This window comes from Sorangium sp. So ce145 (assembly GCF_051525985.1).
Lineage (GTDB): Bacteria > Myxococcota_A > Polyangia > Polyangiales > Polyangiaceae > Sorangium > Sorangium cellulosum_B.
Map to the genome: position 1 here is coordinate 10,326,814 of NZ_CP150315.1, position 12,953 is coordinate 10,339,766.

Here is a 12,953-nt window from a genome sequence, read left to right on the forward strand (position 1 = left end):
CGGGTCGGCGCGCGCCGCCGCCCGGCGCGGTTGCCAGGGCGGGCGCGCTACGGCAGCGTGGTGGCCAGGCCGATCGCGCTCGGCGCGCCCCAGCCCGTCGGGTAGTCCCAGCCGGGCCCCGCGGCAAAGAACTCCGTCTGGCCGCGCACGACGTCGCGGAACGTCGCCTGCACCGCGGGGGTCGTATAGAGGATCGAGTTGAGGAACCCGGCGCGCGGCAGGCCCTGCGCGGCGCGGTAGCTGTTCACCACGGCGATGAGCCCCGCGAACGCGGGCGCCGAGAACGACGTCCCCCCGTACGTCCGCCACTCGCCGAGGTAGTAGACCCAGTACGGCCTCGGCGAGGGCGCGGCGTGCATGGCGACGTCCGCGACCGCCCGCTTGCCGCCGGACCCCTCGACGACCCCGACCTGCCAGGAGGGGATCGGGAACGAGAGCGTCGGGCCGGAGCCGGAGCCGGACCAGGCGAGCTCGTCCTCGACCTCGCCGTCGTCGTCGAGCCAGAGCGACGTCCCGCCGACCCCGGTCACGTACGGGCTCGCCGAGGGCGTGTCGGTCTGCGCCGAGTCGCCGGTCGCCGCGACCACGGTGATCCCGAGCGCCGCGGCCATCTGCGCCGAGCGGTGGTACTGGAGCCGCACGGCCGGCGGCTCGGAGTCCTCGCGGTGGGCGAACGAGTCCGTGATGACCGACACCTCGCCGCGGCCGATGGCCTCGTTGAACGTGTAGACCATCGACGTGTTGCGCGCGTCGGGGCCCTGGTACACCACGAGGTCCGCGCCCGGCGCGAGGCCGCCCGACCACGCCACGTCGAGCGTCGACTCCACGTAGCGCGTCGCGACCGGCTCCATCGTCTGGACGACCTCGGGGTTCGCCCGCTCCACGCCGAGCGCCCGCCAGAACGACTGCAGGTCCTTGTACTTGAAGGTCGCGCCGATCGTGACCCCGAGCTTCACGCCCTCGCCGGTGAACCCGAGCTCGTAGAGATCGTCGACGTCGTACGCGCCCGCGATCAGCGCCGGGGTCAGCCCCCCGTCGACGCCGGCCGGCGGATCCGGCTCGATCTCCCCGGCCTCGCCCGGGAGCGCCCGCGTGCTCGCCGCGAGATCCGCGGTGATGATGCCGGTCGTGCGAACGGACACCCACGTCGGCACGGTGAGCTGGCCGAGGGAGCCGTAGACGTCGAAGGGCGGATTCCCCGCCTGAGGGTTCTCTCGCTCGAAGACCCGGAGCTCCGTGTCGAAGGCCTCGTTGAACTGGCTCACCGTGCCGGTGAACTGGATCAGCAGCCGGTTCGTGGCCGTGAAGTTCACCTGCATCCCCTGCTCCTCGAGCCAGAGCTTCACGAGGTGCACGTCGCGCTCCCGCGGCGCGTACGCCGCGATCCACTCGTCCCGGGTGAGGTACTGGCGGAACCGCGGGCCCGTCGGGTCGTAGATCTCGGCGATCCGCTGCTCGAGCAGCCCCGAGTTGCGGATGGGGAAGCCCATCAGCGCGCGGACCACCTCGTCGCCCCCGGCCACGCCCTTGTCGGTGTACACGCCCGGCAGCGGGCTCGGGATGCCGTCCGTGGCCTCGGTGGGCTCACGCTCCTCCTCGGTGAAGTCGGGCAGCTCGTCCGGCAGCTCCTCCCCACCGGCGCCGCCTGCCCCACCGCCGCCGGCCTCGGCCGCGCCGCCGCCGCCGCTCCCGGCCGCGCCGCCGCCGCCGCTCCCGGTCGCGCTGCTGGCGCCCCCGCCGCCTCCCGCGCCCCCGCTGCCCGAAGAGTCTGCGATTTGCACATCCGACTCGCAGCCACAGCTGGAGGCCGAGAAGGCCACGCTGCTGACCAAGCTGAGCAGACCAAGGACGGGCGCGGCACGAAGCACAGGTGAAGCACGGCGCATACGCACCAAGGATTCAAGCCCCTTCCGACAGGCCGATCCAGCCGAATCGTCACAGCGCGCTGACGTCGCATCACACGTGCGCCGCCCGCAACACAACGCGCGTCGGCGGAGCGTTGGGAGCACCACGTCGCACCCTGTCGCGAACCGCTACGCCGCGGAGCCGCGGCCAGGTCGGAGATCGCGGCGCCGCGTCCAGGTCGGAGATCGCGGCGCGCCGGAGGACGAGAGAGGCGGGCACAACGGCTGCGCCTGGGGCCCCAGGGAGCGACCTTCTCGTCGCACAGCCGATGTTTTTGGCGCGGCGGCCCCGGGTGGACAATTGTATTGATTCGACCACGATGCGACGCTCAGGCTGCTCGGGGCGTCCCGCGACCCCCTCGATGGCCGCGGCCTTCAGCGATTATGGCGAAGACTTACCGTCCGCGGATCCCCAAGCCCTTTCGCATCCCGCGCCCGATGGCCGCGCAGGCGGAGGCGACGCGCTTCGGGTGGCTCACGCCTGACGTGCTCTCGATCGTCGCGGGGGCGCTGATCGCCGCCGTGGCGCCGCTCGATCGGCTCGACTACGTGGCGCGCGGCCTCACCGCGTCCGCGCTCGCCGACGCCGCGCCGTCCGCGCAGGTGCTGCTCGTCACGGCCTCGCCCGAGGCGCTGCGCGAAGGGCTCTGCGAGCGCTCGCTCCCCGGGCTGCTCGAGCGCGGGCGCGCGCGCGGCGCGCTGCTGATCCCCCCGGCCGACGCGTTCTGCGGCGGCGGCGCCGCCGCGAGCCGCGCGGGCGCCGCGAGCGCCGCGGGCGCCGCGCCGATCGTCCGGATGCCGCCCGAGCTGCTCCGCCTGAGCGCCGGCGATGTCGTCGGCTTCTTCCCGCTCGCGGCGGGGGAGCGCGCGCCGGAGCTCGGCGCGCTCGGCGTCTCGGCGGCGCCCTGGGTGCTCAAGAAGGCGCCGCAGAGCGTCCCGGCGGTCAGCCTGCGCGATCTCGCGGACGGCCAGGTCCCCGCGAGCGCGCTCGAGGGCCGCATCGCCGTGGTCGCGGCGGGCGCCGGCGGCGTTGCGCCCCAGGCGGTCGCGACGTCGGCGCTGCCGCCGGCGAGGGGCGTCGCCGCGGTGCTCGGCGGGCTGCTCGACGGCGGCCGGCGCGCCTCGGCGCCGGCGTGGGTGCCGGCGCTGTTCGTGCTGCTCGCGGGCGGGCTCGTGAGGAGCGCGCGCCGCCGTTACGGGAGCCTGGTCGCCACGGCCGCGCTGTTCCTCTGCGTGTTCGCGCTCGCGGCGGGGCAGGGCGTGCTCGCCGCGCGGGCCGAGGCGAGCCTCATCGCGCTGCCGAGCGCGCTGTTCGGCCTCGCGGTCGCGTTCACGGGGGTCATGATCGTGCGCGGGCTCGTCGTCCAGCGCTCCGTCGATCGCGCCGCGGAGCTCATCCAGCGCGCCGCGCTGTTCCGCATGCAGGGCGTCCACACGCTGCCGGACGAGGAGTTCTGGCCGCGCGTGGCGCGCCTCGCGGAGCAGGCGCACCCGGCCGATCTCGTGCTCGTCGCGGAGCTGCCCGCGGGGAGCTGGCACCTCCGGTTCTGGAACGACAGGCAGGGCGGCGGCGAGAGCCTCGTCGCCGAGCTCCGCCGCGACGTCCGCCGCCCGCCGTACAGCAGCGAGCAGGGCGTGCCGGCGATCCGCCTCTCGCGCCGGTTCCTGGCGAAGCAGGACATGCCGGCGGTCGTGGTCCCGCTCATCGCGTTCGGCGAGATCGAGGGGTACGTGTTCTTCTGCGGCCCGGTCGCCGAGTCGACGTTCTCACGCGAGCCGGAGCGCGCCGAGCACGTCGGCCGCGAGCTCGCGCTGCTCCTGCGCAGGAAGCGCCTCGCGCGCACGGCGCAGGCCGGCGCGGGCGAGGCGCGCGGCGGCGGCTCGCCGGAGGACGATCTCGTCGAGGGCGCGCGCGTCGCGCTCGACGACCTCCAGCTCTTCGGCTCGATGCTGCGCAGCTCGCCCGTAGGGCTGCTGTACGCCGACGCCTTCGGCGACGTCCGCTTCGTCGCGCCCGAGTTCGCGAAGTGGCTGCGGGCGCGCGACGTCACGGTGCCCGCGGAGAGCGCGAGCGCGGCGCTCCCGCCCGGCTCGCTCACCCTGGGCGACGTCCTCGGCGCCACGTCCGCGAGCGACGCTGCCGTGTCGCTCTCCAGCGTGATGGCGAGCGACGACGGCATCGAGCTCAGCGTCAGCGCGCCCGAGCCGGCCGTGCTCTCGGTGCGCCCGCTGCGGCGCGAGTCGGACGGCTCCTCGTGGATCGCGGGCTACGTCGCCGCGCTGATCCCCGTCCAGCAGGCGGCCCCGGTGTCCGACAACGTGCGGCCGCTCGCGGTGCGCGACGCCGCCGACCCGCTCTGCGCCTTCCAGCTCGGCGACGTCGTGGCCGACGCCGTCGCGAGCGCCGCCCGCGCGACGGGCAGGGCCGTGCGGCTCGAGCCCATCCGCGGCGCCACCCACGCCCTCGGCCACCGCGGCGAGCTCGGGCAGGTGCTCGAGGCGTTCCTCACCGACGTCGCGGGCCGCGGGCTCCCTGGCCACGGCCCCGTGGTGTCGGTGCGCGAGGCGCCCCAGGGCGTGCAGCTGTCGATCCTCGACGTCGGCTTCGGCCTCGGGCTGCCGGAGTCCGCGCTCCAGCGCGTGCTCACCGCCCCTGGCTCCGCCCCGGCCGGTCTAGAGCCGCTCGGCCGGCTGATCGTGGCGGTCGAGGACAGCCACGGTCACGCCGAGCTCAAGACCAACGACGGCTGGGGCATCACGCTCACGGTGACGCTCCTCAGGGCGCACCCGCGCGCGTTCGTTTCCGCCAACGAGGGCGGCAAGCCGGCCGCGCAGCAGAACGTCATCGCGATCGGCAGGGCGGGGCCGAAGTAGGCGCGGGCGCCGGGGCGTGGCGTGATCAGGTCGCGGGCACGACGGTGATCTCGCCGGTGGTGTAGAGCGCCGAGGTGTCCCAGGCGAGGCCTGGGGCGAGCGGCACGGTGATGTTCACGGCGGCGAACGTCCCCGCGAGGTCACCGCCCCAGCCCAGCAGGGCGATGGTGTCCCCGACCTGAAACGACACGGAGCTGTCGGCCGGCACGACCTCCAGCGCCCCATCGACGAGGAGGTCCCCGTCGACCTCGAGAAGCGGCGAGGGGCTCGATCCCCCGACGACGATCCTCAGGGTGGCCCCCGGCCCCTGGCTGTAGTTGCCGACGATGGCCGTCGCCGGGTGAGCCTCTCCGACCGAGAGCTCGCCCGACTGCGTGTTGGCGAGATCTCCCACGAAGCTGCCGGTTTCGAGGCGCCCGCCGGCGAAGTCGAGGTCTCCCTCCTCGACCTCCATGGCGCCCGCGATGAGGTCGCCGTCCTCGAGGCGCACGGAGGGCCCCAGGTAGGGATAGAGGCCGACGGCCTTCGGCGCGGTCCGGAGGAGGCCGTCGATGCTCACGAAGGCGTCCTTGCCGACCACGATCGACGGAGACCGATTGCCGCTGGCAAAGACGGTGACGTCGCCGCTGTTGAGCCATGACGCGTAGACGTCATTCACCTTGATGAAGGCCCCGCCGAGCTCGGAATGGATCTCGGTATCTTCCGTCACGAGGGTCCCGTACGCCCCGATGGTGAGCTCGCCATTCCCTTGCACCGTCCCTACGCGAAAGAGCCCCTGGTTGGTCCACGTACCACCCCAACCGCGCACGCTGGCCGCGGGGCGCATCAGAGCGTCTCGGTAGCCGATCCTGGCATTGATCGTGGAGACCTCGGCCCGGTCGATGTCCAGCGTGCCGAGGCTGTACATCCCCACGACGAACTCTCCTGTGCTCACCCACTTCGTCGCGGAGCCTGCCGCGGTCACGTGGCCGTTGCAGCTCGAGCAGCCCGACGCACCGCCGATGTAGACATTGTTCGAGAAGAAGCTCGCCCCTTGCTTGAGCTCGACGCTGCCCTGCGCCCTGAGGCCGACGTACGTATCCCCCAGGCTCGTCACGGTGGCGTCATACCCTTCGACGCGCAGGACCCCGTGGTTCTGCGAGGAGCGATCGCCCACCACGAGATCCTCGGTGAGCACCTCGGCGCCGCTCTGGACGACGAGCAGCCCATGACACTCATCGCCGCTGACGCAGATCTGGATGGATCCGCTGTTGGTCCACTTCGAGCCGTACCCGATGACCTGAACCGTGCCGTTGCGATCATTCCCCACCAATGCGCCCGCGCTGAACAGCTGCCCGCCGCTCGCGACGATCACCTCCCCGCTGGTGAAGGTGGGCTCCCAGGGGTTGCTCGCGCCGCCCACGCGGAGGGTGCCCGACCCCAGATCCCACGGGTCGCTTGGGTTCTGGGGCGACACATCCCCCGTGATGGTCACGTATGCATGAGCTGTTCCCGCCGTGCCCAGCGACGCCGCCGCGAGCAGGGTCGATAGAGCATATCGAATGTGCTTGTCCATAGATCGTACCCTCCGCCAATGGTCCAATGGCCATGAGAGCCCACCATCGCCCTGATGCCCCCGCGACGCGGGAGCGTCATGCGCGCGCAGTCCCCCACGATTGACTCTATAGATGGGTCAGTCGACCATGGCAACACAATTTAGTAATTTAGTTGCATTTGGTCATTTGTGCGTTCTGGCGTGCATTTGGCGTGCATTTGGCGTGCATTTTGGTCCGGACGAGATGGTCCAGGCCGCAGAGAGCAGGCCGCGAAACTCCGCGGCTCCCACTGCCGGGAACCGCAGAATCAAGCGCGGCTGGACTCCGAGCGACTCGGTCGATGGTCGATGGTCGATGGTCATGAGAGCCCGCCGTCGCCCTGACACCCCCGCGACGCGGGAGCGTCATGCACGCGCGGTCTCCCACGGTTGACTCTATAGATGGGCCAGTCGACTATGGCAACACAATTTAGTAAGCCGCCGCATCTTCGCGTTTGTGGCGTTTGCGGCGTTTGCGGCGTTTGGAGCGTTTGGGTCCGGACGGGACGGTCCAGGCCGCAGAGAGCAGGCCAGGAGCTCCCGCGGTTTTCCTGGCCGGGCACCGCGGGATCGCCGGAATGAGGGGACCGCCAAGACGCCATAAGACGCCAAGATTCTTGTGTTTTTCTTGGCGTTTCTGGCGCGCTTGGCGCACTTGGCGGCTCCAAGGACCCCACCTTCGGCCAAAGTACCCCACCACCCATCGCCTCGTAGACGGGGCGAAGCCCCCCGGACGTCCCACCGGGCGCCACGCGCCCCCGCCCTGCTCCCGTCTAGCAACGGCGCTTCCAGCGCGAACCGGCTGGCCCGATCGATCGCACCACCAGCGGAGTCGGCTGCGGCTCATCGCGCTCTCCTCGAACGCAGGTGATGCCCGATGGTCCCCACCGGTCACCGCGAATCCACACGGCGTACGCCCCTCCGATGCCGCGCGCGGCCGAGACATTCACGCCGAGAAGCGACGACGCGCTCTCCAGAGGAGGCTCGCCGCGCGGCAGCGACCGACGCGGGACCCGTCAGCCGCTCCCTGCAGACGCGCTCTCTGCTCTGCGCGCGGGACGCGATGATGCCGAGACATGGAGCGCCGCATCACGCCCGGCGCTCCTCGACGTCCGGGAGCGAACGCGATCCATGGAACGCGACGCAGCCGATCCGCTCTGCGCCTTCCAGCTCGGCGACGTCGTGGCCGACGCCGTCGCGAGCGCCGCCCGCGCGACGGACCGGGCCGTGCGGCTCGAGCCCATCCGCGGCGCCACCCACGCCCTCGGCCACCGCGGCGAGCTCGGGCAGGTGCTCGAGGCGTTCCTCACCGACGTCGCGGGCCGCGGGCTCCCTGGCCACGGCCCCGTGGTGTCGGTGCGCGAGGCACCCCAGGGCGTGCAGCTGTCGATCCTCGAACCCTCGCGAAGACACTCGCTCGTGACAAGGATCGACGGAGCCCCGGCGCTGCCGCGTCGACCAGCTCCCGCAGCAGCGCGAGACCGTGATGTACGCCTTCTCAGAACGCACCGACTACAGAGTTGAGTGCTGCGGGCGAGTTTTGCGCAATACATCCTACAGAGCTGAGCGCTGCGGGGCGGGCTCCGTGGAGCACATCCTCTAGAGTTGAGTACGCGACCGGGATCTACCGCGCTGCGCGCGGCTCGGCAGCGCGCTGGGCCGCTCCGGCCCCCAGCCTGTCGATCCAGGTCGCCGCCTCGTCCACGGCCGATCTCGCGAGCGCCGCATCGAGCGTCACGCCCGCGCGCGCGAGGGTGCCGAGGTCGTGGAGCCGCGCGAGCACGGCGTGGGCCTCGACGGGAAGCCCGCCGCTCGGCACCAGCTCCCGGTACACCACCGCGACGAGGGCCGCGTGCGACTCGGGCGCCGGCCCTTCCAACAGGCCCGTGATGGCCCCGGCGAGCGCCTCGTAAGCGGCTCGGGCAGCGTCCGCGGCGAAGCCCGCGTCCAGGACCACCTGCGCGAGCCGCAGTCGGTCCTGCGCGGCCCTCTGCGCGGCCTCTACTCGCGGGCAATGCGCGCGCGGGCGATCTCCGCCCGCCTCCGCGGCCTCCCCGCCGCCCGCCTCCGCGGCTTCCCCGCCGCCCGCCTCCGCAGCGCCGGCGAGCAGCGCCGCCGGCGCGGCCTCCTCCGCGGCGACCTGCGCCACGGAGGCTCGCGCCACGGCGCCGCTCGCCGGCGCAGCCTCGCTCGCCGACCATCCGGCAAGCAGCGCCGGCGCGGCCTCGCTCGCCGGCCATCCGGCAAGCAGCGCCGGCGCGCCCCGTCCTCCGGCCGCGTCGCCCGCCGCGGGCAAGGCCGCATGCACCTCCTCCGCTACCCCCTCCGACGCCGCGCCCATCGCTCCCTCCTCGGCCGCCGCCAGCACCTGCCGCATCTCGCGCAGCACCACCGAGAAGCTCGGCGCCGAGAGCTCCTCCACCGTGGCGTCGGCGCGGAGCGACGCCACCAGCACCTTGCGCTTCTCGCTCAGGATGCCCTCGATGCCTCGCTCGATGCCCTCCTCGGCGCAGAGGTAGGTCACGCTCACGCTGCGCCCCTGGCCCAGGCGGTGCGCGCGGGCCGTGCGCTGGTCGAGCCGCGCCGGGTTCCACGGCAGATCCAGGTGCACGACGTAGCTCGCCGCCTGCAGGTTGAGGCCGACGCCTCCGGCGTCCGTGCTCAGGAGCACCCGCACCGCCGGGTCGTCCCGGAACCGGTCGAGCAGCGCCGGGCGTCGGTCCGTCGGCACGTCGCCGTGGAGCATGGCGTGACCGACGCGCAGCCGGTCGAGCCGCTCGCTGGCCAGCTCGAGCATCCCCACCCACTCGGAGAACACGATGACCTTGTTCCGGGGCTGCGCCGTCACCTCGGCGATGAGCGCCTCCAGCTCGTCGAGCTTCGGAGACGCCTTCTTGCGGCGCCTCGGATCGCACAGCTCCAGGGCGTTGCACGCCTGCCGCGCCTTCATGAGCATCATCATGAGCCGGTCCAGCTCCTCCTTGCGCAGCGCCCGGCGCTCCGCGATCGCGAGCAGCCGGGCCGCCTGCGCGCGGTAGTCCGCCTCGAGCTCGCGCTGCTCCCGCGTGAGCGGCGTGTACCGCGTCTGCTCGAGGAGCGGCGGCAGATCGAGCAGCACCTCGGCCCGCTCGCGCCGGAGCGCGACCGGCGCGACGCGGCGGCGCAGCTCGCCGAGGTTCCGGTAACCGACGATCCTGCCGCGCTCGTCCTGGCGGTGGAAGTCGGCGTTGAACCGCCAGAGCGGCCCGAGCAGCGCGGGGTCGACGAGCTGCAGCAGCGCATACAGGTCGTCGAGGCGGTTCTCGACCGGCGTCCCCGTGAGGACGAACAGGAAGCGCGACGGGATCGCGCGCAGCGTCGCGGCCGTCTTCGTGCGGAAGTTCTTCGCGCGCTGGGCCTCGTCGAGCACCAGCACGTCCGCCGCGAGCGCCTTGAGCCGCGAGAGCTCGCGCCAGGTGAGCTCGTAGCTCAGCACCGTGTACGCCGCCTCCATCGCGAGCGCCCCCGTGCGCTGCGCGGGAGAGCCGCCGAGCACCGCGGCGCGCTCGCCCGTCCACCGCGCGATCTCCTGCGCCCACTGGTGCTTGAGCGACGCCGCCGTGACGATGAGGACCCGCCGCGCCTCCCCGCGCCGCCGCAGGAGCTCGCACGCCGCGATCGCCTGGAGGGTCTTGCCGAGGCCCATGTCGTCGGCGAGCAGCGCCCGCCCGTTGCGGAAGAGGTGGAGCACGCCCTCGCGCTGGTACGGGAAGAGCGGCAGCCCGAGAGCCTCCAGCGCGCCCTGCTCGCGGCCCGCCCGCGCATCGAGCGAGCGCCGGCGGCGCTTGCGCCAGATCGCCCCAGCGAGCCGCTCCGCCGCCGGCAACGCCGCGTGGACGATCCTGGACGCGGGCGCGTGATTCCCGAGACCTCCCTCCGACGCCATCCTCAGGAGGCCGCCGGCCTGCACGAGGCGCGCGCGCTCCTCGCGGAGCGACGCGGGCCATGCGCCGACCGCGAGCAGGCGCAGGCCGTCCTGCGCGTCGACCGTGAGCGTGGGCCGCGCCGGTGCGTCGATCCGGGCGAGCGCGCGGCGCCACGCCGGACGCTCCGCGACCGCGCGGCGCACGGCCTCGAGGTGCTTGCACGTGCCGAGCTCGTTGCCCAGGAAATCAGGGCAAGAGCAGGTGTCGTGGCGCGCGCCGGCGTCCACGAGATCGACGACGTACCGCCCCCCGCTCCCGCTCGCCACGGCGTAGTCGCCGTCGACTCGACCGCTGAGCGGCGTGACGGAGAAAGGCTCGCTGTGCGCTCGATAGACACGCACCTCACGCTCGTACCGGCGGACCGCGTCGGTGTCCTCGTAGTCATCGCATCGCGGGGAATCCCAGCGGGTCGGCTCGATCGAGACAGGGCGCACGGCGCAGCTTTGCCGCAGCCGCCGGGTTATCGCAACAGCCCAGAGGAGCGAACCGAGCATTGCATTTGGAGCCAGCTATTTCTCACCAGATCGACCGCGCCCACGGCCCAGCCCCCTCGCGCGGGACGGAGAACGCGCGAGCTCGAGCATGAAAGGGACTACTTGATCCGACTCCCGAACTCTTGCCGCAAACCGACCCGGAGGTTCCGCAAGCGGCAGAGTCGTCGAAGAGGGGGGTGAGCGCCATCGGCGTCGGCTCCACGCCGATGCGGCTTTGCCCAGAGAGAGCCCACATGAAGGCGGGAAGCGGGAAGATCATCAAGGTCGTCTTCCCGCCTTCCTCCATGTTCAAATTTGACCACTACCCGAGGGCGACGTTCTCTATTCGATCGAGAGGATGACGGCATCGTCCGTCACATGGGCCACGTCGAGCGTTCCGGTGAAGAGCTCCTCGAACGTGAAGTTGCGGAGGACGAGCGTGTAGCTCCCCTCGCCGATCGCCGCCGCCGCGTCCGAGAACGAGTGCTCCAGGCTGTCGATATCGATGTCCACCTCGAACCCGCGCGACGCGATCCAATAGGGATTTCCCTCGACCAGCACGGGCACCAGGGCGCACTCGTCGTTCGTGGGTTCGCCGCCGATGAAGTCGGTTTCCCCGACGCCCCAGGCCCCGTCCACGAACGTCGCGCAGCCCGCCGTGGCGGCGTCGTCGGGGGCGATCGCGAGCTCCGTCCTGTCGAGGCTGGTGCCGCCCGAGCCGCCGCCCTCCGCATTGCCGCCCGTGCCCGCGCCACCTCCGCCTTCGGCGCTGCCGCCCGTGCCCGCGCCACCTCCGCCTTCGGCGCTGCCGCCCGTGCCCGCGCCGCCGCCTTCGGCATTGCCGCCCGTGCCCGCGCCGCCTCCGCCTTCGGCGCTGCCGCCCGCGCCCGCGCCGCCGCCGCCTTCGGCACTGCCGCCCGCCCCCGCGCCGCCTCCGCCTTCGGCACCGCCGCCCGCGCCCGCGCCACCGCCGCCTTCGGCACTGCCGCCCGCCCCCCCGCCGCCGCTACCAAAGCTGACCTCATCATCCCCGCAGGCGACCAGCATGCACCCAAGAAAGACGATCGAACTCCACTTCATGCGCACCTCGGCTCTCTGTGACGCGCGGCAGCGTAACATGAGCTACAGATGCGCAAAAATACCGGCCCTGGCGGCTGCACCCGCGATCGCGCAGCGCGCGCTGCCCCGCGGCCCACGCGTGCCGGCGTGAGCGACGCCGCCCCCACCGCTCCGTCAGGGAGCCTTCGTCAGCTGTCGAAGGAAGGATGCTCGCCGACGCGGAATGACGCTCGATGCATCGCCAGCGCCGCGGCGCGTCCGGCGAGGACGGCCGCCGCTCCCCCGCCCTCCTGCCGCGCTTCTTCTCAGTTCTCGGCCCCTCAGGACCCGATCCGGATCCGCTTCTTCAGCGCGGCGAGCTCGTCGTCGACCGCCGACCCGCCCGGCTTGTCCGCGCTGCCGGCGCCGGCGCCGCCGCGGCCGTGCTCGAGCTGGGCGAACTTCGCCTCCAGCTCGGCCGCCGACAGCCCGCCGCCGGAGATCGCCTCCTCGATCTCGCGCGACGCCGCGACCTGCGCCACCTGCCCCTCGACCTGCTCCTCCATGCGCCGGAACTCGGAGAAGGCGCTCTGGCCGCCCCTCGCCCCGAGCCCCTCGGCCCCGCCGCCGGCGCGCTGCTGCTGGATCTGCGCCGCGAGCGTGCCCTTCCGCGCCTGGAACTCCTCCTGCTTGGCCTCCATGCGCTCGAGCTCGGTCTTCATCGAGAGCACCGCCGAGCGCTGCTCCGCGCGCATCGCCTCGGCGCGGTCGCGCTCGCCCACCACCCGCTTCTTCTGCACGAGCGCCTCGCGCGCGAGCTTCTCGTCGTTCGCCTTCAGCGCGAGCTCGGCGCGCTTCTCCCACTTCTCCGCCTCGGCGTCGAGCTCGTCGACCTTCTTGCGCAGCACCTTCTCGGCCGCCACCGCGTCGACCAGCTCCTTCCGCGCCGCGCGGACCTGGTCCTTCATCTCCTCGACGATGAGATCCAGCGACTTTTTCGGATCTTCCGCCTTGTCGAGGAGCGCGTTGACGTTGCTCGAGATGACCTTTCCCATCCGGTCGAAGATGCCCATGCCGCTAGCGTGCACCGCCCCGCCGCCCCTGTAAAGCGCCCGCGCGCGGGGCC

General features: G+C 72.7%; 7 protein-coding genes. 1 reads left to right on the top strand and 6 read right to left on the bottom strand.

Annotated elements, in window-relative coordinates; genetic code table 11:
* Positions 1-47: 47 nt before the first annotated feature.
* Positions 48-1,781 (bottom strand): S53 family peptidase, encoded by a 1,734-nt coding sequence (locus tag WMF34_RS38355; RefSeq protein WP_437990905.1) that lies wholly within the window; start codon positions 1,779-1,781, stop codon positions 48-50.
* A 561-nt stretch (positions 1,782-2,342) separates the two neighbouring features.
* Here WMF34_RS38355 and WMF34_RS38360 point away from each other — a divergent pair.
* Positions 2,343-4,778: a hypothetical protein gene (locus tag WMF34_RS38360; protein WP_437990906.1), complete on the top strand. Its 2,436-nt coding sequence runs from the start codon at positions 2,343-2,345 to the stop codon at positions 4,776-4,778.
* Between the two features lie 25 nt (positions 4,779-4,803).
* On the opposite strand, the gene WMF34_RS38365 is transcribed toward WMF34_RS38360, so the two are convergent.
* The 5 genes from WMF34_RS38365 to WMF34_RS38385 all read right to left on the bottom strand — a co-directional run bounded on the left by WMF34_RS38365 (position 4,804) and on the right by WMF34_RS38385 (position 12,900).
* Positions 4,804-6,333, bottom strand: a complete 1,530-nt coding sequence (locus WMF34_RS38365; protein WP_437990907.1) for a hypothetical protein — start codon at positions 6,331-6,333, stop codon at positions 4,804-4,806.
* Positions 6,334-7,440: 1,107 nt separating this feature from the next.
* On the bottom strand, positions 7,441-7,764 hold the full coding sequence (locus WMF34_RS38370) for a hypothetical protein (RefSeq protein ID WP_437990908.1): 324 nt from the start codon (positions 7,762-7,764) through the stop codon (positions 7,441-7,443).
* Positions 7,765-7,975: 211 nt separating this feature from the next.
* Positions 7,976-10,750 (bottom strand): DEAD/DEAH box helicase, encoded by a 2,775-nt coding sequence (locus WMF34_RS38375; protein ID WP_437990909.1) that lies wholly within the window; start codon positions 10,748-10,750, stop codon positions 7,976-7,978.
* 381 nt (positions 10,751-11,131) lie between these two features.
* Complete coding sequence (locus WMF34_RS38380) at positions 11,132-11,869, bottom strand: hypothetical protein (protein ID WP_437990910.1); 738 nt, start codon at positions 11,867-11,869, stop codon at positions 11,132-11,134.
* A 299-nt stretch (positions 11,870-12,168) separates the two neighbouring features.
* Positions 12,169-12,900, bottom strand: coding sequence for a PspA/IM30 family protein (locus WMF34_RS38385; RefSeq protein ID WP_044966827.1), 732 nt, complete (start codon positions 12,898-12,900; stop codon positions 12,169-12,171).
* Between the last annotated feature and the right edge of the window lie 53 nt (positions 12,901-12,953).

Excerpts from the sequence above, each read along its gene's own strand:
- WMF34_RS38365 (WP_437990907.1), bottom strand. The coding sequence starts at position 6,333 with ATGGACAAGCACATTCGATATGCTCTATCGACCCTGCTCGCGGCGGCG.
- WMF34_RS38380 (WP_437990910.1), bottom strand. The coding sequence starts at position 11,869 with ATGAAGTGGAGTTCGATCGTCTTTCTTGGGTGCATGCTGGTCGCCTGC.
- WMF34_RS38360 (WP_437990906.1), top strand. The coding sequence starts at position 2,343 with ATGGCCGCGCAGGCGGAGGCGACGCGCTTCGGGTGGCTCACGCCTGAC.
- WMF34_RS38385 (WP_044966827.1), bottom strand. The coding sequence starts at position 12,900 with ATGGGCATCTTCGACCGGATGGGAAAGGTCATCTCGAGCAACGTCAAC.